At 61.7% G+C, this 25,559-nt stretch carries 22 protein-coding genes; 20 read left to right on the top strand and 2 right to left on the bottom strand.

All coding sequences use genetic code 11. From position 1 onward, the window contains the following. The first annotated feature begins 145 nt into the window (after window positions 1-145). The 14 genes from iolC to ACZ5J0_RS09155 all read left to right on the top strand — a co-directional run bounded on the left by iolC (window position 146) and on the right by ACZ5J0_RS09155 (window position 16,428). Complete coding sequence (iolC, locus tag ACZ5J0_RS09090; protein ID WP_464094634.1) at window positions 146-1,180, top strand: 5-dehydro-2-deoxygluconokinase; 1,035 nt, start codon at window positions 146-148, stop codon at window positions 1,178-1,180. Next, a complete protein-coding gene (locus tag ACZ5J0_RS09095) occupies window positions 1,177-2,139 on the top strand; it encodes a Cgl0159 family (beta/alpha)8-fold protein (protein ID WP_250819859.1) in 963 nt (320 codons plus the stop codon). Before iolC ends, ACZ5J0_RS09095 begins: the two co-directional genes overlap by 4 nt. 6 nt (window positions 2,140-2,145) lie before the next feature. Beyond that, complete coding sequence (gene iolD, locus ACZ5J0_RS09100; protein WP_464094635.1) at window positions 2,146-4,092, top strand: 3D-(3,5/4)-trihydroxycyclohexane-1,2-dione acylhydrolase (decyclizing); 1,947 nt, start codon at window positions 2,146-2,148, stop codon at window positions 4,090-4,092. Window positions 4,093-4,136: 44 nt separating this feature from the next. Continuing rightward, window positions 4,137-5,648 (top strand): CoA-acylating methylmalonate-semialdehyde dehydrogenase, encoded by a 1,512-nt coding sequence (locus ACZ5J0_RS09105; RefSeq protein WP_464094636.1) that lies wholly within the window; start codon window positions 4,137-4,139, stop codon window positions 5,646-5,648. A gap of 30 nt (window positions 5,649-5,678) precedes the next feature. Beyond that, window positions 5,679-6,596, top strand: a complete 918-nt coding sequence (locus ACZ5J0_RS09110) for a sugar phosphate isomerase/epimerase family protein (protein WP_464094637.1) — start codon at window positions 5,679-5,681, stop codon at window positions 6,594-6,596. Between the two features lie 48 nt (window positions 6,597-6,644). After that, window positions 6,645-7,658, top strand: a complete 1,014-nt coding sequence (locus ACZ5J0_RS09115; protein ID WP_464094638.1) for a Gfo/Idh/MocA family protein — start codon at window positions 6,645-6,647, stop codon at window positions 7,656-7,658. Between the two features lie 12 nt (window positions 7,659-7,670). Further along, a complete protein-coding gene (locus ACZ5J0_RS09120; protein WP_464094639.1) occupies window positions 7,671-8,546 on the top strand; it encodes a sugar phosphate isomerase/epimerase family protein in 876 nt (291 codons plus the stop codon). Then, window positions 8,543-9,973 carry a sugar porter family MFS transporter gene (locus ACZ5J0_RS09125; protein ID WP_166842108.1) on the top strand — a complete coding sequence of 477 codons (1,431 nt, stop codon included), beginning with the start codon at window positions 8,543-8,545 and terminating at the stop codon, window positions 9,971-9,973. The genes ACZ5J0_RS09120 and ACZ5J0_RS09125 overlap by 4 nt, the downstream gene beginning before the upstream one ends. A 228-nt stretch (window positions 9,974-10,201) precedes the next feature. Continuing rightward, window positions 10,202-11,203 (top strand): substrate-binding domain-containing protein, encoded by a 1,002-nt coding sequence (locus ACZ5J0_RS09130; RefSeq protein ID WP_166842109.1) that lies wholly within the window; start codon window positions 10,202-10,204, stop codon window positions 11,201-11,203. A gap of 63 nt (window positions 11,204-11,266) precedes the next feature. After that, a complete protein-coding gene (locus ACZ5J0_RS09135; protein WP_105691435.1) occupies window positions 11,267-12,316 on the top strand; it encodes an ABC transporter permease in 1,050 nt (349 codons plus the stop codon). Window positions 12,317-12,330: 14 nt separating this feature from the next. Then, entirely contained in the window at window positions 12,331-13,254 is a 924-nt protein-coding gene (locus ACZ5J0_RS09140; protein ID WP_464094640.1) for an ATP-binding cassette domain-containing protein, read from the top strand. A gap of 92 nt (window positions 13,255-13,346) precedes the next feature. Continuing rightward, window positions 13,347-14,345 carry a Gfo/Idh/MocA family oxidoreductase gene (locus ACZ5J0_RS09145; RefSeq protein ID WP_142939325.1) on the top strand — a complete coding sequence of 333 codons (999 nt, stop codon included), beginning with the start codon at window positions 13,347-13,349 and terminating at the stop codon, window positions 14,343-14,345. Beyond that, window positions 14,342-15,397, top strand: coding sequence for a Gfo/Idh/MocA family protein (locus ACZ5J0_RS09150; protein ID WP_464094641.1), 1,056 nt, complete (start codon window positions 14,342-14,344; stop codon window positions 15,395-15,397). The genes ACZ5J0_RS09145 and ACZ5J0_RS09150 overlap by 4 nt, the downstream gene beginning before the upstream one ends. Beyond that, on the top strand, window positions 15,394-16,428 hold the full coding sequence (locus ACZ5J0_RS09155; RefSeq protein WP_142939323.1) for a Gfo/Idh/MocA family oxidoreductase: 1,035 nt from the start codon (window positions 15,394-15,396) through the stop codon (window positions 16,426-16,428). Before ACZ5J0_RS09150 ends, ACZ5J0_RS09155 begins: the two co-directional genes overlap by 4 nt. Window positions 16,429-16,495: 67 nt before the next feature. Here ACZ5J0_RS09155 and iolB read toward each other — a convergent pair whose 3' ends face one another. Both iolB and ACZ5J0_RS09165 read right to left on the bottom strand, forming a co-directional pair. Continuing rightward, entirely contained in the window at window positions 16,496-17,389 is an 894-nt protein-coding gene (gene iolB / locus ACZ5J0_RS09160; protein WP_142939322.1) for a 5-deoxy-glucuronate isomerase, read from the bottom strand. 28 nt (window positions 17,390-17,417) lie between these two features. Then, window positions 17,418-18,158 (bottom strand): GntR family transcriptional regulator, encoded by a 741-nt coding sequence (locus tag ACZ5J0_RS09165; RefSeq protein ID WP_062065541.1) that lies wholly within the window; start codon window positions 18,156-18,158, stop codon window positions 17,418-17,420. Window positions 18,159-18,349: 191 nt separating this feature from the next. On the opposite strand from ACZ5J0_RS09165, the gene ACZ5J0_RS09170 reads away from it, so the two are divergent. The 6 genes from ACZ5J0_RS09170 (at window position 18,350) to ACZ5J0_RS09195 (ending at window position 25,558) form a co-directional block, all read left to right on the top strand. After that, a complete protein-coding gene (locus tag ACZ5J0_RS09170; protein WP_142939450.1) occupies window positions 18,350-18,775 on the top strand; it encodes a ChaB family protein in 426 nt (141 codons plus the stop codon). Window positions 18,776-18,923: 148 nt separating this feature from the next. Beyond that, window positions 18,924-19,946, top strand: coding sequence for a 3-oxoacyl-ACP synthase III (locus tag ACZ5J0_RS09175; protein ID WP_142939321.1), 1,023 nt, complete (start codon window positions 18,924-18,926; stop codon window positions 19,944-19,946). Then, window positions 19,940-22,660 carry an alpha/beta fold hydrolase gene (locus tag ACZ5J0_RS09180; RefSeq protein WP_464094642.1) on the top strand — a complete coding sequence of 907 codons (2,721 nt, stop codon included), beginning with the start codon at window positions 19,940-19,942 and terminating at the stop codon, window positions 22,658-22,660. The genes ACZ5J0_RS09175 and ACZ5J0_RS09180 overlap by 7 nt, the downstream gene beginning before the upstream one ends. After that, entirely contained in the window at window positions 22,657-23,661 is a 1,005-nt protein-coding gene (locus ACZ5J0_RS09185) for an NAD-dependent epimerase/dehydratase family protein (RefSeq protein WP_142939319.1), read from the top strand. The genes ACZ5J0_RS09180 and ACZ5J0_RS09185 overlap by 4 nt, the downstream gene beginning before the upstream one ends. A 115-nt stretch (window positions 23,662-23,776) precedes the next feature. Next, window positions 23,777-25,258 (top strand): APC family permease, encoded by a 1,482-nt coding sequence (locus ACZ5J0_RS09190; protein ID WP_142939318.1) that lies wholly within the window; start codon window positions 23,777-23,779, stop codon window positions 25,256-25,258. Window positions 25,259-25,351: 93 nt separating this feature from the next. Continuing rightward, complete coding sequence (locus ACZ5J0_RS09195; protein WP_043470236.1) at window positions 25,352-25,558, top strand: hypervirulence associated TUDOR domain-containing protein; 207 nt, start codon at window positions 25,352-25,354, stop codon at window positions 25,556-25,558. Window position 25,559: the final 1 nt, after the last annotated feature.

Here is a 25,559-nt window from a genome sequence, read left to right on the forward strand (position 1 = left end):
TTGTAAATATGTCAGTACAAACCTTTGACAGGACATTGAATCTGGTGCAAAGTAGTCCTGTGGCCCCGCTCACTGAGGGGTGGCAAGGCATTGGGGCCCAGCGCTCAAAGGTTTAGAGTTCACAAGAGAAAGGTCAACGATCATCGTGACCCACGAACTGCTTACGATCGGGCGCATCAGCGTTGATATCTACCCGAACGACATCGGAGTGGACCTTGAGGACGTAACGTCCTTTGGGAAATACCTTGGAGGTTCGCCCTCCAACGTAGCCGTCGCCGCGGCGCGTCACGGCCGACGCGCGGGCGTCATCACCCGTACCGGCGATGACGCCTTCGGAAACTACCTGCACCGGGAACTGCACAAGTTCAATGTGGACGATTCTTTCGTCTCCGCGGTCAAGGAATACCCCACGGCGGTGACCTTCTGCGCGATTAAACCGGCCACGGACGAATTCCCACTCTACTTTTACGGCCGTTTTCCCTCGGCACCGGACCTGCAGATCAAGGCTGCAGAGCTGGACCTGGCGGCCATCCGTGACGCTGGCATTTTCTGGTCCACCGTCACCGGCCTGTGCCAGGAACCCAGCCGCGAAGCCCACATCAAAGCCCATCAGGCCCGGCCCCGTGCCGGACTGAAGCAAGGTCAGTTCACCATCTTGGATCTGGACTACCGTCCCATGTTCTGGGCCTCCGAAGCCGAAGCCCGCACCGAAGTTGCCAAGGTGCTCCCGCATGTGACCGTCGCGATCGGCAACGACAAGGAATGCGCTGTTGCCGTGGGTGAGGGAACGCCCGACGAACAGGCAGACCGCCTGCTGGCCGCCGGCGTCGAAATCGCCGTCGTGAAGCTTGGCCCCGAAGGCGTGATGGCCAAAACCCGCACCGAGCGTGTGGTCTCCGCTCCCGTCCCGGTGGAAACCGTTAACGGTTTGGGTGCCGGCGACTCCTTTGGCGGTGCCTTCTGTCACGGGCTGCTGTCCGGTTGGCCGCTGTCCGAGGTCCTGGACTACGCGAACGCCTCGGGCGCGATCGTCGCCTCACGCCTCTCCTGCGCTGATGCCATGCCGACGCCGGACGAGGTCACCTCGCTGCTCACTGAACGAGGCCGCCCCATCCCCGGTGCGGCTTCGGCAGCTGCCACAGTCGGAGCCTCCACCCTTGCAGAAGGAGCAGTTCGTTGAGCGCCAACGATGACCCCCGCCGTTACGAGCATTTGAGCCGTATCAGGTTGGAGGACCCCGAGGCCGTGGCCCGCGCTGCAGCCACCCGCCGCCGTCACCCCGGCCTGAAACACAACACGCAGAACTTCATCGTCGCTGCAGACCATCCTGCCCGCGGCGCCCTCGCCGTTGGTCCACAGCCCATGGCCATGGCGGATCGCAGGGACCTCCTGGACCGTCTGCAGATTGCCTTGGCGAACCCTGCCGTTGATGGCATCCTCGCCTCGCCGGACATCATGGACGACCTACTGTTGCTGGGGGCCTTGGAAGGCAAACTCGTCTTCGGTTCCATGAACCGTGGTGGACTGGCCGGCCTGGTCAACGAGTTCGATGACCGTTTCACCGGCCATACTGCCGCTGCGCTGGAAGCGCTCGGTGCCGATGGCGGCAAAATGCTCACACGCATCTGCCTCGGCGACCCGGACACTGTGGCCACTCTTGAAGCCACGGCGAAAGCCATCGATTCGCTGGCCGAGCGCAAGCTCATCGCTATGGTTGAGCCGTTCCTCTCTGTCCGTGATGCGCACGGAAAGGTCCGCAACGACCTCCGTGCAGATGCCGTGATCAAGTCTGTGGGTATTGCCGAAGGCCTTGGTTCCACTAGCGCCTATACCTGGATGAAGCTCCCGGTGGTGGCTGAGATGGAACGCGTCATGGCGTCCACCACCATGCCCACTGTGTTGTTGGGTGGTGACCCTGACGGAAGTCAGGACGAGGTGTTCGCCAGCTGGCAGGCAGCTCTGGCATTGCCAGGCGTCCGCGGCCTCACGGTGGGCAGGACGTTGCTTTACCCGCACGACGGCGATGTGGCGGGTGCCGTTGCGACTGCGGCCTCGCTGCTGAACAACACTGCGCCCGTGGCCGCCGCTGCGGACAAGCGCACCTTGGTAGACCGTATTCCAGTGAAAGTATCGGAGTAGCTAGTAATGGGTACAGCAACCCGTCGGATGACCGTGGCCCAGGCTGTGGTCGAGTTCCTTTCCAAGCAGTACACGGTGGATTCCATTAATGGTGTGGAGTACCGTGAGCGGCTGATTCCGGGCACGTTCGGCATCTTCGGACACGGCAACGTGGCCGGCGTGGGCCAGGCGTTGAAGCAGTACCAGGCCGCGGACCCCACGATCATGCCGTACTACCAGGGCCGCAATGAGCAGGCCCAGGTCCACCAGGCTGTGGGCTACGCACGCCACACCCGCCGCCGCCAGACGTTCGCCATCAGCACTTCCATTGGCCCGGGTTCCTCGAACCTGCTGACCGGCGCCGCGTTGGCCACCACCAACCGTTTGCCTGTACTCCTGCTGCCCAGTGACACGTTCGCCACGCGCGCCGCTGATCCCGTACTGCAGCAGCTGGAGCTCCCGTACGCGTATGACATCACGGTCAATGATGCCTTCCGTCCGCTGTCCAAGTTCTTCGACCGGGTCTCCCGCCCGGAACAGCTCTTCTCAGCGTTCCACCACGGACTCCGCGTTCTCACGGACCCCGCGGAGACCGGCGCGGTCACGATTTCGCTGCCGCAAGATGTCCAGGCCGAGGCTTTCGACGTTCCCGAAGAGTTCCTGGCCGAGCGGGAGTGGCGGATCCGCCGTCCCGAGGTTGAGGATGACGACATCCGCCGCGCCGTGGAGGCCATCCGCGCCGCTAAACGCCCGCTGATCATCGCCGGCGGCGGAGTCCTCTACGCCTACGCCAACGCCGAACTCGCCACATTTGCTGAGCTGACCGGCATCCCGGTGGGCAACACGCAGGCCGGCGTGGGCGTCCTGCCGTGGGACCACCAGCACTCGCTCGGTGCCATCGGTTCAACGGGCACGACGGCGGCCAACGCCATCGCTGCCGAAGCGGACCTCATCATTGGCATCGGGACCCGCTACGAGGACTTCACCACCGCTTCCCGGACCGCGTTCCAGAACCCGGACGTGAAGTTCGTGAACATCAACGTCGCACCGATCGACGCCTACAAGCACGGGACCACGTTGCCGATCGTCGCCGATGCCCGCAAGGCCTTGGTGAAGCTCAACCAGGCCTTAGGCGGGTACCGGGTGGGTGCCGATCTCGAAGAGAAGGTCGCAGCGGAGAAGAAGCGCTGGAACGCAACCGTGGACGAAGCTTTCGAGACACGCTACACGCCGCTGCCGGCCCAGAACGAGATCATCGGGGCCACCAACAAGGCCATGGATGACCAGGACGTTGTCATCTGCGCCGCCGGTTCCCTGCCCGGTGACCTGCACAAGATGTGGCGCGTCCGCGACCCCTTCGGCTACCACGTGGAATACGCCTACTCCTGCATGGGGTACGAAATTCCGGGAGGGCTGGGCGTGAAGCGCGCGGCACTGGCCGAAGCCGCCGCAGGTGGCCCGGACAGGGATGTGGTGGTCATGGTGGGGGACGGCTCCTACCTGATGATGCACACCGAACTGGTCACCGCCGTCGCCGAACGCATCAAGCTCATCGTGGTCCTCATCCAGAACCACGGCTACGCCTCCATCGGTTCACTGTCCGAATCACTCGGTTCCCAGCGCTTCGGCACGCAGTACCGGGTCCTGGACAAGGAACAGCACAGCTTCGACGCCGGCGAGAACCTTCCCATCGACCTCGCCACCAACGCTGAGTCGCTGGGAGCCAAGGTCATCCGGATCGAACCTGGTGAGAACGTCATTGAGGCCCTCGGCGCCGCCATCAAGGAAGCCAAAGCAGCCCCGGAAACGGGCCCCATCGTGATCCACGTTGAGTCCGATCCTTTGCTGGATGCCCCGAGCTCCGAGTCCTGGTGGGATGTTCCCGTCTCGCAGGTCTCAAACCTGGAATCCACCCAGCAGGCCTACAAGACGTATACAGACCACAAGAACCGCCAGCGCAAGCTGCTCGGCTAGTCACAGCCCCGCCCTAAAGCCACAGACCAAAAGGAAGTCCGCACATGTCGACGACGACCACACTGACCACCATCCACCACTTCATCAACGGCGCTGAAACCACCGGCGAAGGCGACCGCACCCAGCCCGTCTACAATCCGGCCACCGGACAGGTTTCCGCGGATCTGCGTCTGGCCAACGAAGCCGATCTGAACACCACGGTGGCCGCCGCGAAGAAGGCCGCGGAGTCCTGGGGCGATATTTCCCTTGCCAAGCGCACCGCGGTGTTGTTCAAGTTCCGTGAACTCGTCGCCGCACATGTCGATGACTTGGCCGAGCTGATCACCGCGGAGCACGGCAAGGTCCTCTCCGACGCTAAGGGCGAGATCGGCCGCGGCCTGGAAGTCATCGAGTTCGCCTGTGGCATCCCGCAGCTGCTCAAGGGCGACTACTCGGACCAGGTCTCCACGGGCATCGATGTTTTCTCCTTCCGCGAGCCGCTGGGTGTGGTTGCAGGCATTACCCCGTTCAATTTCCCGGTCATGGTGCCGTTGTGGATGGCGCCGATGGCCATCGCTACCGGTAACGCGTTCATCCTCAAGCCCTCCGAGCGTGATCCGTCCGCCCCGATGCTGCTGGCCCAGCTCTGGAAGCAGGCCGGCCTGCCCGATGGCGTGTTCCAGGTCCTGCACGGTGGCAAGGAAACCGTCGACGGCCTGCTGACCCACCCGGACGTGGACGGCATCTCGTTTGTCGGCTCCACCCCGATCGCGCAGTACGTCCACGAGACAGCTACCAAGCACGGCAAGCGCGTGCAGGCCCTGGGAGGGGCGAAGAACCACGCCATCGTGATGCCTGACGCTGACCTCGACAACGCCGCCGACCACCTCGCCGCCGCCGCGTTCGGTTCCGCCGGTGAGCGTTGCATGGCGATCTCCGTCGCCGTTGCTGTGGGTGACGCAGCGGACCTGATCGTGAAAAAGGTCCAGGAACGCGCCTTGGCCATCAAGGTGAGCAACGGCACCGAACCCGACGCCGACATGGGCCCGGTCATCACCCCGGCCTCCAAAGAACGCATCGTCAAGATCGTCACCGAAGCCGAAACCGCCGGCGCCGCGATGGTGGTGGACGGCCGGGACTTGGTGGTCCCGGGCCACGAAGACGGCTTCTGGGTGGGCCCCACGGTGATCGATCACGTCAAGACCGAAATGACCGCGTACACCGAGGAAATCTTCGGACCCGTCCTGGTGGTGGTCCGCGTCGCGGACCTGGAGGAAGGCATCGCCCTGATCAACTTCAACCCTTATGGCAACGGCACCGCGATCTTCACCTCCTCAGGTGCCGCAGCGAGGAAATTCCAGCGCTCAGTCACCGTAGGCATGGTCGGCATCAACGTGCCCCTGCCCGTCCCCGTGGCCTACCACTCCTTCGGCGGCTGGAAGAACTCCCTCTTCGGCGACAAACACATCTACGGCCCCGAAGGCGTCTCCTTCTACACCCGCGGCAAAGTCATCACCTCCCGCTGGCCCGAACCCACCCACGCCTCCGGCGCCTCCTACAACTTCCCCTCCAACTAACCCCCACCGCAGCAGAAAGACAAAGCCGTCATGACTGATGTCGAGAACAAGCTAATCATCGGCACCGCCCCTGACTCCTGGGGTGTGTGGTTCCCGGATGACCCCCGGCAAACTCCGTGGGAGCGTTTCCTGGATGAGGTTGCGGAATCTGGCTATAAGTGGATTGAACTGGGTCCGTACGGCTATCTGCCGAACAACCCCACCCGCTTGGCAGAGGAGCTCAAGCAGCGCGACCTTAAGGTCACCGCCGGAACGGTCTTCACCGCGTTCCACCGGGGTGCGGAGCAATATGATGAAGCATGGGAGCCGGCACGGAAGGTTGCTGAGCTGACGGCAGCCATGGGTGGTGAACACATTGTTGTCATCCCCGCCATGTGGCGCGATGACGTTACCGGCGAAGCTGTGGAGAGCGGTGAGCTTACCGACGAGCAGTGGGCTGACCTCTTCGCAGGCCATAACCGCATGGGCAAAGTGCTGCTGGAGGACTTCGGCCTGCACCAGCAGTTCCACTCACACGCTGACTCGCACGTTGGTGCGCAGAAGGACATCGAAACCCTGTTGGCGTCCACCGATCCGCAATACCTGAATCTTTGCCTGGATACGGGGCACGCTGAGTACTGCGGTGCATCCAGCCTGGAACTCATCAAGAACTACCCGGACCGCATCGGCTACCTGCACCTCAAGCAGATCAACCCCGATGTCCTGGCCGAGGTCAACGAGAAAAACATGACCTGGGCAGCTGCCAACCTGGCAGGCGTCATGACCGAACCGCCCAACGGCCTTCCGGACCTGCGCGCGGTCATCGAAGCAGTGGAAGGGCTCAACCGGCCGATCTTCGGCATCGTGGAACAGGACATGTACCCGATAGCGTTCGATGTGCCAATGCCCATCGCCAAGCGAACCCGCAACTACCTGCTTTCCTGCGGATCCCGTACCCGGGTTCAATAGCACATCCCGCAACAGCCACCCAGAAGAACTTCACGAAGGACAATTAAAGTGACTAAGACTCTCCGCGTTGCCGTCATCGGCGCAGGCCGCATGGGTGCGGACCACATCAAGCGCCTCAGCACGCGCATCCACGGCGCTGAAGTAGCCGCCGTCGTCGACGTCGACCTTGCCCGGGCGCAGACTGCCATTGAAGGAATCGACGGCGCCGTGGCGCTGGCAAGTGCCGATGAGGCACTGAACAACGGCGACGTGAACGCCGTCTTGATCGCCACCCCGGGTTTCCTCCATGAGGAAATCCTGTACAAGGCACTTGAAAAGGACTTCCCGATTCTCTGCGAGAAGCCGCTGACGCCGGACGCCGAGAGCGCCTGGAAGGTGGTCCAGGCTGAGCAGGCGCTCGGCCACAAGCGCATCCAGGTGGGTTTCATGCGCCGCTTCGATGCCGAGTACTCGGCGTTGGGTGCGATCATCCGCAACAGCGAATTGGGGGAGCTGTTGATGTTGCACCACCAGCACCGCAATCCGAGCACGCCCGAGGGTTTCACCAATGAGATGCTGATCAACGACTCCGTAGTCCACGAGTTCGATGCCATCCGTTACTTCACCGGTGAAGAAATCACGTCAGTCCAGGTCCGGCTGGGCAAGCCGACGCGAAGCGCCCCGGGTGGCCAGCACGATCCCCAGCATGTCCTGCTGGAAACCGAATCCGGTGTGCTGGCCGACGTCGAAATCTATGTCAATGCCAAGTTCGGCTACCAAGTGGCCACTCAGGCATCTTTTGAGGATGGCATTGTGAGCATCGGCGGGGACAACGGCCCGTACGTCCAGTCTGCGGGTAAATGGGGCGGCAACGTCACCCCCGGTTTTGAAGAGCGTTTCGGAGCGGCGTACGACGTCGAGGTGCAGGCTTGGGTGGACGCCGCCCTTCGCGGCGAAATCGGCGGTCCAACCGCCTGGGACGGTTACGCCACCGCAGCCTGCTGCGAGGCCGGCGTCGAAGCCCAGAAGTCCGGCGAAAAGGTCAAGGTCCAGCTGAACACCAAGCCGGAACTGTACAAGTAGGGGACTGGCCACATGAAAATTGCACTCGATCCCACACCGTTCCATCACAGCCACACCCTGCTGGAGTTCCCGAGGGTAGCGGCCGATCTAGGCTACAAATACCTGCAGATGACCCCGCATGCGGATCTCATCCCTTTCTATAACCACCCCAAGGCTGACGACGAACTGGTGGGGCAGCTGAAAGCGGCGTGCAAGGATGCCGGCGTCGAAATCGCTTCAGTCCTGCCGGTCCTGCGCTGGTCCGGTCCGGACGAGGACGCCCGTGAGGCTGCAGTCCGTTACTGGAAGCGCGCCATCCAGATCGCTGTTGACCTCGGTGTCCAAACCATGAACACCGAGTTCAGCGGCCGTCCGGAGAAGGCGGAGGAGTCTGAGCGCGCGTTCTACCGTTCCATGGAGGAGCTGCTCCCGATCATCGAACGCGAGGGTCTGGACGTCCTGATTGATCCGCACCCGGACGATTTCGTGGAGGATGGCCTGGCTGCACTCCGCGTTATCAGGGGCGTCAACTCACCGAACATCGGGATGGTGTACGTTGCTTCGCACAGTTTCCACATGGGTAACAAGCCGTTGGAGATCATGCGGGCAGCAGGGGACAAGCTCCGCTTGGTGCACGTCTCGGACACCATGAACCACCACGCGTCCCATGGCCTTCGCTACATCACCAACCCGCCCGGCAACGCCGTCCGCGTCCACCAGCACCTGAAAATCGGCGACGGCGACGTGAACTGGGACGAGTTCTTTGGCGGTCTTAAGGAGATCGGCTTCCTGGACAAGGAGAACACCGTAATGGTCTCTTCGGTATTCGCCGAGGATGAGAACGCGGAGGACGTCTCCATTTACCAGTTGGAGACAATGAAGCAGCATATTCAAAAGGTCATCGCATGAGTGTTCCTCTACCTGCGGATACCAAACCGGGCGCTGTTAAGCACAAGAGGGCGCTCCGTACCGTGACAATCATTTCGACGTTCGGCGGCCTGCTTTTCGGTTACGACACCGGTGTGATCAACGGTGCTTTGCCCTACATGCAGGAGGACCTGGGTCTCACACCCCTCACTGAGGGACTGGTTACTTCCTCGCTGTTGTTCGGCGCAGCGTTCGGAGCTCTTCTGGGTGGCCGCCTCGCGGACCGCCACGGTCGCCGCAGGATGATCATGGTCCTGGCCATGATCTTCCTGCTAGGTACGCTCGCTTGCACGTTCGCACCCACAACAGAGGTGATGGTTGTGGCGCGGTTTGTCCTTGGCTTAGCCGTCGGCGGCGCCTCAGTCACTGTGCCGGTCTACCTTGCCGAGGTTTCGCCCAGTGCACGGCGCGGTCGGATCGTCACCCAGAACGAGCTCATGATCGTCACTGGACAATTGCTGGCCTTTGTCTTCAATGCTTATCTGGGAAACAGCTTCGGTGAGGCAGGTGGAATCTGGCGCTGGATGCTGGTGATCGCAACCCTTCCGGCCATTGCCCTGTGGATTGGCATGAACTTCATGCCCGAGAGTCCTAGATGGCTGGCTTCCATAGGAAACTTTGGTGAGACGTTGAGCGTCCTGCGTCGCATACGTTCTCAGGAAGAAGCGCGGGTTGAGTTTGAAGACGTCAAAGCCATGGCCGTGGAGGACTACAAGTCCAAAATGGGTTCCTGGAAGGACCTTGGCATTCCTTGGCTGAGGAGAATATTTATGGTGGGTCTGGGGTTGGCTGTGATCCAGCAAATCACCGGCGTGAACTCCATCATGTACTACGGCACGCAGATCCTCGCCGAGTCTGGCTTCGGGAGGGAAGCTGCGCTGACGGCCAACATCGCCAACGGTGTAATCTCCGTTCTGGCTACGTTCGTGGGCATCTGGCTTCTGGGCAAGGTAGGGCGCCGAAAAATGCTCATCACCGGGCAGGTCGGCACTACCAGTGCGTTGCTGTTAATCGGAATATTCTCTATGGTTCTGCCGGAAGGTACTGCCCGGGGATTTGTCATTCTTGCTCTGACTGTCACGTTTCTCTCCTTTCAACAGGGAGCGATTTCTCCGGTCACGTGGTTGATGCTCTCGGAGATCTTCCCCCTTAAGATCCGAGGCCTTGGAATGGGCGCTTCTGCCTTCGTGTTGTGGATCGTCAACTTCTTGGTCGGCTTCGGATTCCCGCAATTGCTCGCCGCCATTGGCCTTTCCAACACCTTCTTCGTCTTTGCCGTTCTGGGCGTCGGGGCCATCGCGTTCGCCATGAAGTACATTCCCGAAACCAAGGACAAGAGCCTTGAGGATCTGGAGCATTACTTCAAAAACATCGCTGGCACGGCATCAGCGGACTCCAGAAGTCGCTGAACCTTCCTGCCACCACACAAATCAACTGCTCAAGGGCAGTCCCGCTGAGTTGAACGGGACTGCCCTTTTGCATGCCCTGAAGCGAGAATCCACAAAGAAGTTACGTATTTACATCCTAATGTCAGGACAAAGTATTGACTTATGTGCTGGAGATCACCATGATCTATGTAGGCGCAATCCTGTGGCTGCAAGGTGGCAGCCCGGAGCTGTAATCAAAGGAGATTCAAAGTGGGTAAATTTTCCTGGCGTAAAGCCGCCCTTGTGGCGGCAGTTGTACCGTTGCTCGCGTTGAGCGCGTGTTCCAGCAGTGGAGGCAAAACCGACGGATCGGGCAGCGGTGCCGGTGGCGGCCAAGTCGCCTCAACAGAACGCATCAAGGTGGCACTCATTACGCACGCTGCCCCCGGCGACACGTTCTGGGATATTCTCCGCAAAGGTGCCGAGGAAGCTGCCGCGAAGGACAACGTGGAATTGCTGTACACGTCCGACCCCGAAGGTGGCCGGCAGGCACAGTTGATCCAGCAGGCCATTGATCAGAAAGTGGCTGGCATTGCGGTCACTTTGGCTAAACCGGACGCGCTGAAGGATGTCCTGAAGAAAGCAGAAGACGCGGGTATTCCGGTGGTCAGCCTGAACTCCGGCGCAGATGTGTGGAAGCAGGTAGGCGCCTTCACGCACTTCGGTTCCGATGAGAACCTGGCCGGTGCTGCCGTAGGTGAGAAGCTCGCTTCACTGGGTGTGAAGCATCCAATCTGCGTGATCATGGAGCAGGGCAACGTCGCTCTTGACTCACGGTGTGCAGGCGTGAAATCCAAAGTCCCTGGGACGGAAAACCTCTTCGTGCAGGGCACCGATATGACCCAGGTTTCCTCCACCGTCACGGCAAAGCTTCAGGCAACGCCCGACGCGGACGCCATCATTGGCCTCGGCGCTCCGTTCACTCTGACCATCAACAAGGCAGTGGAGTCGCTGGGACTTCAAAGCAAAGTCAAAGTTGCATCTTTCGACATGAACGGCGAACTTGCCCAAGCCATCATAGATGGCAAGGTGGCCTTCACTGTTGACCAGCAGCCGTGGCTGCAGGGATACGGTGCAATCGATGCGCTGTGGCAGGTCAAACGTGGCGGAATCCACGTGGGCGGTGGACTTCCTGTTCTGACCGGACCATCAATCATCGATCAGTCTTCGGCTCCCGACGTCCTCAAGTTCGCCAAGGAAGGCATCCGCTAAGGATGCTCCCAGCGGGGTTCCCGGGACTCAAACCCGGGAACCCCGCCCTAGCAGGAGAAAGCCATGACACAGACCCTATCCAAAGCCCCCCTCCCCATACGCGATGAACGCATCGGCAAGCGCAATCCGCTCCAAAAAATGCTTGGGCGCCCGGAAGTTGGCGCACTCGTTGGAGCCATCGTCCTCTTTATCTTCTTCTCGTTGGTTTCCCCTACGTTTTTGCAGCCCGCATCATTCGCTACCGTCCTCTACGGAAGTTCCACTATCGGGATTATGGCCGTAGGCGTCTCCTTGCTGATGATCGGCGGAGAGTTCGACCTATCAACAGGCGTTGCGGTCATCAGTTCAGCCCTCACGGCATCCATGTTCAGTTGGTACTTCAGCACAAACGTCTGGGTGGGCGTTGGATTGGCCCTGCTGGTATCGCTGGCTATCGGCTATATCAACGGCTGGATCCTGATGAAGACCAAGCTTCCGAGCTTCATTGTCACCTTGGCCACGTTCCTGATGTTGACGGGTCTGAACCTCGGATTGACAAGGATGATCGGCGGCGGCGTTTCATCGCCTTCTATCTCTGACATGGATGGCTTTTCGTCAGCCCAGGCAGTTTTTGCATCGTCCGTGAACCTGGGTGGAGTTGAAGTCAAGATCACCGTCTTCATCTGGATTGCCCTCGTGGCCGTCGCCACGTGGGTGCTCATGCGTACCCGAGTGGGTAACTGGATCTTCGCAGTGGGAGGCGACGCGAATGCAGCCCGGGCGGTGGGCGTTCCAGTCAAGGCCACCAAGATCGGACTCTTCATGGGTGTGGGCTTCTGTGGCTGGATCCTGGGCATGCACAACCTTTTCGCCTTCGACTCAGTGCAGTCCGGCGAAGGCGTGGGCAACGAATTCCTGTACATCATTGCCGCTGTCATTGGCGGTTGCCTTCTGACCGGTGGCTACGGTTCAGCAGTGGGTGGTGCGATTGGCGCGTTCATCTTTGGCATGGCCAACAAGGGCATTGTTTACGCACAGTGGAACCCGGACTGGTTCAAGTTCTTCCTGGGTCTGATGCTGCTGCTCGCCACTATCGTCAACCTCATCGTCAAGCGCCGCGCGGAACTCAAGTAAAGGGACCCCGGAAAATGAATGCAAAAGCCATCGATCAGGAAACGCTGCTTCAGAATGAGCGTGATCCCCTCACCCACACACCCGTCCACCTTCTCGCCCTGGAAGGAGTGGGAAAGCACTACGGCAACATCATCGCGCTGAGCGAGGTCACCATGGCCGTGGACAACGGCCGCGTCACCTGTGTGTTGGGAGATAACGGCGCCGGCAAGTCAACACTGATCAAGATTATTGCCGGCCTCCACCAGCACGACGACGGCGTCTTGAACATCATGGGTGAGGAACGAAAGTTCGGTTCCCCCCGCGATGCCCTGGACGCCGGCATCGCCACCGTGTACCAGGACCTTGCAGTGGTGCCGCTCATGCCTATTTGGCGGAACTTCTTCCTCGGATCCGAGATCACCAAAGGCTTCGGCCCGTTCAAGTACATGGACGTCGAACAGATGAAGGCCATCACGCTCAAGGAACTGGCGGAGATGGGCATCGACCTTCGCGATGTTGAGCAACCCATCGGACAGCTCTCCGGAGGTGAACGCCAGTGCGTCGCGATTGCCCGCGCCGTGTACTTCGGCGCCAAGGTCCTCATTCTGGACGAACCCACGGCGGCCCTGGGCGTGAAGCAGTCGGGTGTGGTCCTGCGCTACATCCTCCAGGCCCGCGACCGCGGCCTCGGCGTCATCTTCATCACCCACAACCCGCACCATGCTTTCCCGGTGGGGGATCGGTTCCTTCTGCTCAAGCGCGGCAAGTCCATTGGGTACTACGACAAGAAGGACATCACCCTGGACGAACTCACGGCCCAGATGGCTGGTGGCGCTGAGCTTGCTGAACTCGCCCATGAGCTGGAACAGCTGGGAGGCCATGGCGACGTCGTAAAAGAGGTCAAGGCCGAAGTAGCGGACGTTGACAGCGTAAACGCCGGAAGCCCGAAGCACGCGTAAAAGTGCACTGGCGGGGTCCTCCGGAGATCTCTTCGAAGGACCCCGCCAGCTGTGCACACGGCCCATTCATATCGTCAATAGAAGGGAACACCATGCCGATCAGGGTGGGTGTTATTGGCGCCGGAATCATGGGCGCAGACCACATCAGGAATCTTTCCACCAGTATTGGGGGTGCCGAAGTCACCTTCGTGGCAGATCTCGACGCCGGCCGGGCAGCGGCTGCTGCGCCACCGTTGGCACGCATCACCACGGACCCGACGGAATTGATCAACTCCAGCGACGTTGACGCGGTAGTCGTCGCCTCGCACGACTCGACACACGCGGGCCTTATCTTGGAATGCTTCGAAGCAATGACCCCGGTACTCTGCGAGAAGCCGTTGGCGCCCACGCTTCTTGAAAGCCTCGAAGTGGTGGCGGCCGATGCCGACATCGTGGCCGCGACCGGCGCTTCGTTGCTTTCCCTCGGCTTCATGCGGCGCTTCGACCCGGGCTATGTGGCACTTCGGCGCGCCGTGCAAGGCCGGGCGCAGGGCGAGCCCCTCATGGTTCACTGCGTCAGCCGCAATGCCGCGGCGGGGCCCGGAACAACCGCAGAATCGGCCATCACCAACTCGGCCATTCACGAGCTGGACATCGTTCCCTGGCTCCTGGATTCTCCGGTCACGGAAGTCTCGTGGCAGGCCGGAAAAAGCACGCGACGTGCCGAAGCCGGACTGCAAGACCCGTCATTCATGATCCTCCGAACAGCTGACGGGACCCTAACAACGCTGGAGCTCTACCTGAATGCGCAGTACGGGTACACCACCCGCTGTGAGGTGGTTTCCGAGCTAGGCACCACGTCACTTCAGGAATCGTCCTTGCTGGGCATCGAACAAGATGGAGTCCGGCAGGCCTCCATCCCTGCGGACTGGCGACCCCGCTTCGCCGACGCGTACCGGATCCAGCTGCAAGCGTGGGTCTCAGCACTTGCAGGCGGAGAAGCGCCGCCCCTCGCCGGTGCACAGGACGGACTCAACGCTGCCCTGGTTGCCCAAGCCATGATCCAGTCGCTGCACAGCGACGGGTCGTCGACCAAAGTCAGTTACTCGTGACCCAACCCACGCTTCCGCACTCACGCGTGCCCGAATCCCGTGATGCTCCCGGCCTGCGATGGGGCATCATGGGCCCGGGATGGATTGCCGAACGGTTCACCGAATCCATCCAAGCGCATACCGGGCAGGTGATAGCCGCCGTCGGATCCCGATCCCTGAACCGGTCCAAGGCCTTCGCGGAGGCCTTTAGCGTCCCCGCCGCCTACGGAAGCTACCAGGAACTCGCCGCAACCCCGGACGTGGACATCGTCTATGTGTGTACGCCCCATACCGGCCATCACGCGGCCGCCGTCATGGCCATCGAGGCCGGCAAGCACGTCCTGGTTGAAAAGCCGATCGGACTCGACGCCGGCCAGGCGCGTGATATCGCTGCGCGGGCCGAGGCTGCCGGCGTCTTCGCCGCCGAGGCCATGTGGACGTTCTTCCTTCCAAAATTCGATGTGATCCGGCAGATACTCGATGCCGGAACGCTGGGCACCATCACCACCGTGGTTGCCGAGTATGGCGAGCATTTTGATCGCTCGCACCGCATTTTTGATGCGGAACTGGCTGGTGGTCCTCTTCTTGATCTGGGCACGTACCCCCTGGCCCTGATCACGGAGGTGCTGGGAAGTCCGCACCGGCTCCATGCCATTGGTCAGGCACATGAGTCCGGGGTCAACGCCCAACTATCGGCCGTCATGACGTTCGACGGCGGCGGGCAGGCTGTGGTGAACACTCACCTGCACAACTTCACGCCCACCACAGCCACGATTGTTGGCTCCAAGGCCACCCTGGCGATCGAGGGCCCGTTCAACATGCCCGGCCCGTTCGAGGTCAGGTTTCCTGACGGGACCCGCCTGCGTCACGAAGAACCAGCCGGCGGACACTTCGAGGGCCTTCACTTTGAGGCCGCAGCGGTGGCCCGGGCAGTTGTGGCGGGCAGCACGCAGATCAGCCAACGGACGCTGGCGGCCTCCATCCGCACCCTGGACGTGGCCGATGAGATTCGCCGCCAACTGGGCGTGGTGTTCACGACTCCGGAAACTCCTACCTTTGAAGGAAAAATATGAAAGATGTCATTCTTGGTCTCGTTGGTGTGGGACGCATCGGCGTCATGCATGCCAACAACATGGTCGCTCTCAATGAAACGCTCCGGGACAGGGGCGTCAATGTCCGCCTGAAGCTCACGGACGTTGCCACGGACCATGCCCGCTCAGTCGCAGTCGGATTGGGCGCTGAGTTCTTCCCCTCCGTGGCCGAACTGTTGGGCTCCGGTGTGGACGGCCTGGTCATTGCCACGGGTACGGCGACCCACCCGGAGCTGATCCGTGCCGGAGTGGACGCAGGAATCCCGGTCTTCTGCGAAAAGCCTGTGGCCATGAACGTTTCGGACGCACTGCCTGTGCTGGATTACATCAGGGACAACAACGGCGTGGTGCAAATCGGCCATCAACGACGCTTCGACTCCGGCTATCTGGAAGCCAAGCGCGCGTACCAGGCCGGCGAATTGGGTTGGATCCACTCGCTGCGCGCCGTCACGTGCGATATGACGCCGCCACCGGTCGATTTCCTGGCAACGTCCGGTGGGTTGTTCCGGGACTGTTCCGTCCATGACTTCGACATTCTTCGCTGGCTGACGGGCCGCGAAATCGTGGAGGTCTATGCCAAGGGATCCAACAACGGTGATCCAGCCATTGGGGAAGTAGGCGACGTGGACACGGCTTTGGCGCTCATTACGTTCGACGACGGCACGGTGGGAACGGTTTCTGCCAGCCGCTACAACGGGGCCGGCCATGATGTGCGGTTGGAGATTCAAGGCTCACGCAGGACGGTCATGGTGGGCTTGGACGAGAAGTCCGCTGTGGCTTCGGCTGAGGCCGCGGTCGCTTTCCCCGACGGGGATCCGCACCAGACGTTCGCAGAGCGCTTTGACCAGGCGTACCGTTCCGAGATGGTCGCATTTGTGGAGCTGGTGATGGGTGAGCGTGAGAACCCGTGCACCCCGGAGGACGCGGTGGCAGCCTCCCGTGTGGCAGACGCCGCCCAGGAATCACTGGCAACAGGTGTTCCCGTGAAAGTCGCCCTCAAAGTGTCCAGCTAACATCACTGACCAAAAAAGGCCCTCCCCGCATCCGGTGGACGCGGGGAGGGCCTTCCTATGACGATAGCTAGGCGCCGAAGGGCAACCGGGGGTCGATGTCCTGGCCTTCCCAGCTCTGCCGCACCCAACCATGATGGGGGTCGTCGCTGATCAGCCATTCACGGACGGGACCCGGGCCTGCCATGACGTTGAGGTAGTACATGTCATAGCCCGGTGCTGCCATCGCGGGACCATGCCAGCCGTAGGGGACCAAAACAACGTCACCGGTACGTACTTCAGCTGAAACGTCAATGGGCCGCTCGTCGGAGGCGTACACCCGCTGGTATCCGATCGCGTCGGCGTCGGTCGGTGCGCCGGAACCTGCGGCCACCTGCGTTTCGAAGTAGTAGATCTCCTCGAGGTGGGTCTCGCCGTCCTTTTCCTCATCGTGCTTGTGAGGGGGATAGGAGGACCAGTTACCAGCGGGGGTAATGACCTCGCACACAATAAAGCGGTCCGCCTCCAGTGCAGCCGGTGTGCCGAAGTTGTGCACTTGGCGCGAACAGTTGCCGGCGCCCCTCAATTCCACGGGTGTCTCAGCAGCGGTCACCAGTCGGGTGGGGTACGAGACATCGGCAGGGGCCGTTGCGATGGCGACGCGGCCGCCGTCGGACGAGCTGATGGTGACGGACTTTCCGGTGCCTGAGTACAGGACGTCGCTGGGTCCGTGGAACACGGAGGACCTGCCTCCAAGGGCGTGGTCGACGCCGTCGACAGTAACGGTGAAGGCGCCGTTGAGCGGCACCACAATGCGCTCCTCAGCAACCCCAGGGAGGTCGACGGCGGCGCCTGACGCGATGGTGGCGACCTTGAGGCCGGTATGTGCCCAGCCGTCTACAGCAATGGCGGAATCGGAAGTGCCGAGCGAGATGTCCCACACGCCGTGCGCGGCAGAACCCAAGGGGTAAACCCAATTGGTCATGGAAGCTGAATCCTTTGTATGAGGCGTACTAGCGCTGTACGAGTGTCATTTCGAAACTGTAGGAATCGGCGCGGTAAACGTGGTGGCCGGTTTCCACATGGCGGCCGGTATCGTCCACCGCGGTGCGCTCCATGGTGACCAAAGCGGAATTTACGTCGGTCTCCAGGAGAGGTGCTTGGTAATCATTGGCGATCATGGCACCGATGCGTTGAGTCGCTAGGCGGAAGTTGACGCCACCTCTGCGCAGGATCGAGTACAGGCCCTCTGCTCCCAGCATGGCTTCGTCCATGGTGGCGATGTCATCGCGCACCCAGTTCTCCATCAAGGCCAGTGGTTTGCCACCTACTTTGCGCAGTCGGGTGAAGTGGTACACCTTGGAACCGGCAGGCAGCTCAAGCGCCGCGAGGGTGGCGGCGTCGGCTTCTTCATGGGAAAAGCTCAGCACGGTGGTGGTGGGCTTCTTGCCGTTGTTGGTCAGATCGTCAAAGAGGCTGGAGAGTTCCAGGGGGCGGCGAACCTGACTGGATACCACTTGTGTTCCGACGCCGCGTTTGCGGACCAGCAGGCCGGAACGAACCAGTTCGTCCATGGCCTTGCGCATGGTGGGCCTGGAAAGGTTGAGCTGGGCCGCGAGGTCGATCTCGTTCTCAAGGCGGCTGCCAGGCTCCAAGACCCCGCTGTGAATGGCGGCCTCGATACCCTGTACTACCTGGTGATAGAGGGGCACGGGAGAGGAGCGGTCGATGTTGAGACCAAGTTTAGTCACCACTGGATACCCCGGTTTTCAGGCTCCGCCCCTTGCCCCAGTGCGGGTGGCAGAGGATTGTAGCCATTTGTTCGCTTGATAGGACATACTTTCTCTCTTGATGGTAGCAGCCAACTTTCGGTGGTCAAATGGCCGCGCTTCACATCAGACTTGAATCAACCGAAGACATCTACGAGTGCAGGGAGTTGGAGACCATGCCCAAGACCGGAAAAAACGACCACGCCCGCAAAGACGAAGTGCCATCCACCCTGCAGCGCTCGGAACAGAAAGCCCAGGACACTTTTGCCAAGACCTACGATTCGGCAATGGAAAGCTATGACAACGATTCCGGCCGGGCGGCCCGGACTGCTTTCGCGGCTCTGAAGCACAGTTACGAGAAAGTGGGCGACCACTGGGAGCCCAAAGAGGAGCGCGGACCTTCCGACAACCATGCGGAGGAAGGGGTGGACTCCACCAAGCCCACGGCCGGCGGAGTGGATGCCAACGCCTCCAAGGAGCACCTCTACAGGCGGGCGAAGGAAATGGACATCAAGGGTCGTTCAACCATGAACAAAAAGGAGTTGGTGGAAGCGCTGCAGAAGGCCAACGACGCCGCAACCAGGAAGGCCCGGGAAGGCTAGCCCCATCATCACGCCGGGTCTTGAGGTGGTCCGAGGTGGCCCAAATATGCAGGAACGGGTTGTCACCGGCATAGTTAACGTCTTGGGGTTGCACTTTATGGGTACAGTCACCGCATGAAGGCAGGACAGAAACGAACAGGGGCTTAACTTGGCAGGGAATGCGACCTTCCGGCACAGCAACACCGCGCTGCTCTCGGTGAGCAGTGTAGAGGCTCCGAGGATAGTGAGCTCTACGGATTTCGACCGGAGATTGGCTTCGACCCTGCAGAGGCTGAAGTTTCCACCGCGATTGCTTGAGCGGGTTGCGGGTATCACCCACCGCCGTTGGTGGGCCGCCGGAACGTCGTTTGATGATGCTGCAGTGGAAGCGGGCGCCAAGGCACTGGCTGAGGCCGGCGTTGAAGCTTCGGAAATCGGCTTGCTGATCAACACGTCAGTGACGAGGCGCAACCTCGAACCCTCTGTGGCGGTCAAGATCCACCACGAGCTTGGCCTGCCGTCGTCGGCCATGAATTTTGACCTGGCCAACGCCTGCCTCGGTTTCGTGAATGGCTTGATACTGGCGGCCAACATGATTGATTCGGGGCAGATCAAGTACGCCGTCATCGTCAATGGAGAAGACGCGCAGGGTACTCAGGAAGCCACCTTGGCCCGGCTCCAGCGTCCTGAAACCACTCGGGAAGACTTCAACCGCGAGTTTGCCACGTTGACGCTGGGATCGGGTGCTGCCGCTGCGGTGCTGGGCCCTGCCGATGAGCACCCGGGCGCGCACCGGCTTGTGGGAGGAGTCATGCGTGCAGGAACGGAACACCACGAACTGTGCGTTGGAGGCATCGATGGCATGTCCACGGACACCAAGGGACTGCTCGACGGCGGCCTGCAGCTTGTGGTGGATGCCTGGCATGAGGCGCAGCCCGAGTGGGATTGGGCAAGCATGGACCGCTACGTCACCCATCAAGTCAGCAACGCCTATACCCAGGCAATCATCAACGCCATAGACCTGGACGCGGACAAGGTTCCCATCACCTTCCCGCATTGGGGCAACGTGGGTCCTGCATCGCTTCCCATGACACTCGCGGCCCAGGCACAGTCTCTGACGACCGGCGACCGGGTCCTGTGCATGGGTGTGGGTTCCGGACTGAACGCAGGAATGGTGGAAATCGTTTGGTAGCCGCCAAGTGGCCCGGCGTAGACCCGCAATGGTCCCGGACAATCCGGGTAAGGTCCACATCGGAGGTGGACGATCCGGGCGCAATTCGCCGCTGGCATGTGCTCGATAACGGCGACCAGCTCACGCGCAGTGAACTGACACCGATCGGAACCTTGCTGTGCGTACACGGCAACCCCACTTGGTCGTATCTGTGGCGGACACTGGTCAGTGCGGGAGCAAGCCCGGCCCATCCATGGCGCGTAATTGCCGTAGACCAACTTGACATGGGCTACTCAGAACGCACCGGCACCTTCCGGCGCTTGGCGGACCGGATCAACGATCTCGGTGACCTCACGGATGCACTGGGCCTGGAAGGGCCAGTGGTTACGGTGGGCCATGACTGGGGTGGAGTGATCAGCGCGGGCTGGGCGCTGGAACACCCGCAGCTCCTTGCAGGAATGGTACTGACCAACACCGCTGTCCACCATCCTTCCGATACTCCCATCCCTTCGGCTCTTCGGCTGGCCCTGCACCCTGCCGTGCACCGGTGGGGCACTATGACCTCCGACGCCTTCCTGCGTGTGACGCATTCACTGGCCAATCCGCCGCTTCCCTCCGATGTGGGCAGGGCATTTATGGCGCCTTACCGCGGAGCCGGCCGGCGGGCCGGAGTGGGGAATTTCGTCGCGGACATTCCCGCAAACGCCTCCCATCCCAGCTTCCCCGCGCTCACACGCGTGGCGGAAGGCTTGCGCGGGCTGAACGTGCCGGCCCTGATGCTCTGGGGCCCGAAGGATCCGATCTTCTCCGACCGGTACCTCAAAGACCTCATCAGCCGCCTTCCGCACGCGGATGTGCATCGCTTCGAAGGTGCCGGACATCTCGTGGCGGAAGACAGGGACATCGCCACGCCGGTGTTTGACTGGCTTGCTGCGCACAGTGGCTCCATAAGCGGCGATAGCTCTCACGTGGTGCCCTCTGCTACCCGCGGCCTCCCGCCCAGGGATCCGGCCGAAGGAGGGGCCACAACATTCCGACCCCTCTGGGACTCGCTCGGCGAACTGGCCGCTGGACCATCGAAGGACGACGTCGCCGTCGTTGAAATGGCACCCGATGGAAGCATGAGCCGAACACTGAGCTGGCGTCAGCTGGACCAGCGCATTCTGGACATGGTGGAGGGCCTGAGGGAAGCCGGCGTGGGTCAAGGGAGCCGCGTGAGCTTGATGGTTCCGCCCGGAACCGACCTCACAGTTGCCCTCTACTCCTGCCTGAGATTGGGGGCGGTGGTGGTCGTCGCCGACGCCGGACTCGGTACCAAGGGCATGAGTCGCGCCGTGAAGGGCGCTACCGCAGACTTCCTGATCGGCATCGATAAGGCACTGGCGGCCGCTTCGGTGCTTGGGTGGCCGGGACGCCGCATCAGCATTCGGGACCTCCCGCGGGTCCGTCGTCGAGTCCTGGGTGTCGAGACGTCGCTGGATGCCCTGGCAAAGACCGGGGCACTAAGCCGCGCAACCAGCGGTGCGAAGCGTGTGGAAGGCCACCACGTGGTAGCCGTGGACCCGGATGCGCCATCTGCCGTGCTCTTCACCTCCGGTTCCACCGGACCAGCCAAAGGCGTCCTCTACACGCACCGGCAGCTTGCCGCGATGCGGGACACGGTTGCCGCTACTTTCGGGATCGGTGCCGGTGCACGGCTGGTGGCTGGTTTCGCCCCCTTTGCGTTGCTGGGGCCGGCGCTCGGAGCCGTCTCGGTGACCCCCGCCATGGACGTTACAGCCCCCCGGACTTTGACAGCCCGGGCACTGGCGGTTGCCGTTGCTGCCATTGACGCCACCGTGGTCTTCGCGTCCCCGGCGGCTTTGCGTAACGTGGTTGCCACCCGGGATAACCTCAGTGGCTCCCAGGCGTTGGCTCTTGGTAACGTGAAGATGCTTCTATCCGCCGGCGCGCCCGTCCCTGAGTCCCTCCTTGCGGAGGTACAAGTGTTGATGTCCGGAGCTTCCCTCCATACCCCTTATGGGATGACTGAGGCGTTGCCGGTCACTGACATCAGCTTTGAAGAGATTCAGGCGGCAAGCGCTGATGCTGCCGCCGGGACCGTCCCGGGCGCCGGCAACGGAGTCTGTGTGGGCGTGCCCGTCCACGGAGCCCGGTTGGCGATCGTTCCGCTGGCGGCCGATGGGACCGCGTCGGGAGAGCACCGTGGCACTGAGGCCGGGGTGACCGGAGAGATCCTGGTCAGCGCGCCGCACGTCAAAGAAGCCTATGACAGGCTCTGGATGACACAACGGAAGAGCACCAGCCTGACCGGGTGGCATGCCACGGGCGATGTAGGTCACTTCGACGCCGCAGGCCGACTGTGGGTGGAGGGGCGCCTTGCCCATGTGGTGACGGCGCCCGGGGGTGCGGTGACTCCAGTTGGTGCCGAACAATCCATCGAACGCCTGGACGCCGTGCGAATGGCCGCCATCGCCGGAGTCGGTCCGAGAGGCACACAGGCTGTGGTGGCCGTGGTGGAGACCGTGCCTGCGGTTCCCAAAGCCGGCCCGGCTGAGCCGCAACTCGCAGGGAGCGTCCGTCGAGCAGCTGCCGAGGCCGGCGTTGATGTCAGCGCTGTGCTCGTAGTCCCTGCGCAGCCCACAGATATCAGGCATAACGCCAAGATCGACAGGACGCGTCTGGCACGTTGGGCTTCGCAGGTGCTGGCCGGCGGCCGCACGGGGAAGCCGTGAGGGTCCTCGTCACTGGTGCCAGCGGACTCCTCGGCGGCGAGGTGGCCCGGCAGTTGGTGCATCAAGGCCATGATGTGGCTTCGTTTCAGCGCCGCTCGTCAGGGGTGGATGGCGTGGAAGATTTCCGCGGATCCATCAACGACGACGCTGCCCTCCGCCGGGCAGTGGACGGTGCGGAGGGACTCATACACCTTGCTGCCAAAGTTTCCATCACCGGGCGCCCCGCTCAGTTCCAAGCAGTAAATGTTGAAGGAACCCGCAGCTTGCTCCACCATGCCAAGGCGGCCGGTGTGCGGGACGTTGTCTACGTCTCGTCGCCATCTGTGGCCCATTCCGGAGCAGCCATTATGGGAGCGGGTGCGGAGAAGGCTGACCCGCGGCATGCACGCGGAGATTATGCCCGCACCAAGGCTGAGGCTGAATTACTGGCCCTCGCAGCGGATGGATCCCACTTGCGGGTAGCAGGAGTGCGGCCCCACATTGTGTGGGGCCCCGGCGACACCCAGTTGGTTGAGCGCGTCCTGGCTCGCGCCAGCCACGGCCGCTTACCGTTGTTGGACTCCGGCGCTGCCCTGATCGACACAACATACGTGGACAATGCGGCATCGGCCATCGTCGCAGCGCTGCACCGCATGGAGCACGTTCATGGCAAGGCTGTGGTGGTGAGTAATGGCGAGCCCCGGCCCATCGGGGAGCTATTGTCAGGCATTTGTGCAGCTGGCGGCGTGGCCCCGCCGTCGTGGTCTGTGCCTGGTGGGCTGGCACGGGCTGCCGGGGCAGTAGTGGAAAGGGTGTGGACCTGGGCCGGACGCAAAGAGGAGCCGCCCATGACCCGGTTCCTGGCCGAGCAGCTCTCCACCGCCCACTGGTTTGACCAACGCTTAACCCGTGAACTCCTCAACTGGACACCTGATGTATCCGTTGATGAAGGACTGGCCAGGCTGACTGAGTATTACGGTTCGCGTACTTCGGTGACCGGGGACTCAGGGCAACTTCGCTAGGGCTGTTCCGGCTTTTCACCGGACGGTGTTGCCAAACCCGGGCCTCGGGATCACAGTGAGATAAATCAGATCACTGACACGGTTCGAGGGACCGTGTACGGGCCGGGGGTGGACCATGAGCACCACGTCAGACGACGCCTTGGAAGCAACGCCAGCAGGTGAGGAGCCGGAGCTTAAACGCGTGCTTGGACCCAAACTGCTCCTCCTCTTTATTGTGGGCGACATTCTGGGGGCCGGGGTCTATGCGGTCACCGGCACAATGGCAGGGACAGTGGGTGGGATCGTTTGGTTGCCGTTCCTGCTGGCCTTTGTGGTGGCCACTCTTACCGCGTTTTCCTATCTTGAGCTGGTGACGCAGTACCCCCAGGCCGCCGGCGCAGCGCTCTACACGCATAAGGCCTTCGGGATCCATTTCGTGACCTTCCTCGTGGCGTTCGCCGTTGTCTGCTCCGGCATCACCAGTGCCTCGACCTCTGCCAACGTCCTTGCCCAGAACTTCTTTGGTGGCCTTCAAATCAACGGCTGGATGGAGGTTCCTGACCGCGGCGTGATCACCGCGGTGGCTTTGGGATTCATGCTGCTGCTGGCAGCGATCAACCTGCGTGGCGTGGGGGAGAGCGTGAAGTTCAACGTCATTCTCACGGCAGTGGAGGTAGTCGCCCTTTGCATCGTCATTGCGGTTGGCTTCTTCGTCATGGCACAGGGAACCGGCAACGTTCAGGAAATTTTCGTGTTCACCGACTACCAGGACAAGGGGCTGTTCCTGGCTGTCACTGCCGCCACGTCCATTGCCTTTTTCGCCATGGTCGGCTTCGAGGACTCCGTCAACATGGTTGAAGAGACCAGGAACCCGGAGCGGATTTTTCCCCGCACCATGCTGACAGGTCTTGGTATCGCGGTGATCCTCTACATGCTGGTAGCTGTGTCTGTGGTCAGTGTGCTCACCCCGGCCGAGCTCGGAGAGATCAGGGAAGCCGAAGGAGCGGCACTCCTTGAAGTGGTGCACAAAGGTTCCCCTGATTTTCCCATCGACAAGATCTTTCCCTTCCTCGCTGTCTTCGCCGTAGCGAACACAGCATTGATCAACATGTTGATGGCGAGCCGGCTGATTTACGGCATGGCGCGCCAACACGTTCTGCCGCGGTCTTTGGGGCGGGTATTGCCCGGTCGCCGGTCGCCATGGGCCGGTATCCTGTTCTCCACCGTCCTTGCCTTGGGGCTGATCTGGTACGTCAGCAGCGACCCCTCAAGCAACATCGTGGCGAATCTTTCCGGAACCACGGCCTTCCTGCTGCTGTGCGTGTTCACCCTGGTTAATGTGGCATGTGTTGTTCTCCGCCGAAAGCGCGATCCGCACCGGAAGGTCTTCTTCACCTCGCCCGGTCAGCTGCCTTTGGTGGCCGCACTCTTGTGTGCCTTCCTCGCTGGTCCGTGGGTGGGAAGGAACCTCATCCAGTACCAAGTGGCGGGCGGGCTGATGGCCATCGGCGTGGTGCTGTGGTTCATTACCTGGTTGATCACCCGGAAGACCAACACCGGGGGGAGAGGACCAGGTGGAGCAGCAGTTGACGCCGATGGCCAGGGACAACAGCAGTGAACCTTGAGACATAGATGATCATCATGCTTACTATTGTGGAGAAGTCGACGTTGACCAGGGTCACCCCCGGCCGAGACCACACTAGGAGCGGACATGGCACTGAGCAAGGGAACACGCGTGGAGTGGAACACCCCGCAGGGCAAGACGCACGGAAAGATCGTGGAGAAGAAGACCAGCGACTTTGTGCTGGACGGCAACAAGCACGTGGCCAGCGAAGACGAGCCGCAGTATGTGGTGGAGTCAGCTAAGACCGGAGCCAGGGCAGCGCACAAGGGCTCCGCTTTGACCGAGAAGAGCTAGC

Source organism: Arthrobacter sp. DualSoilB13 (assembly GCF_055389195.1).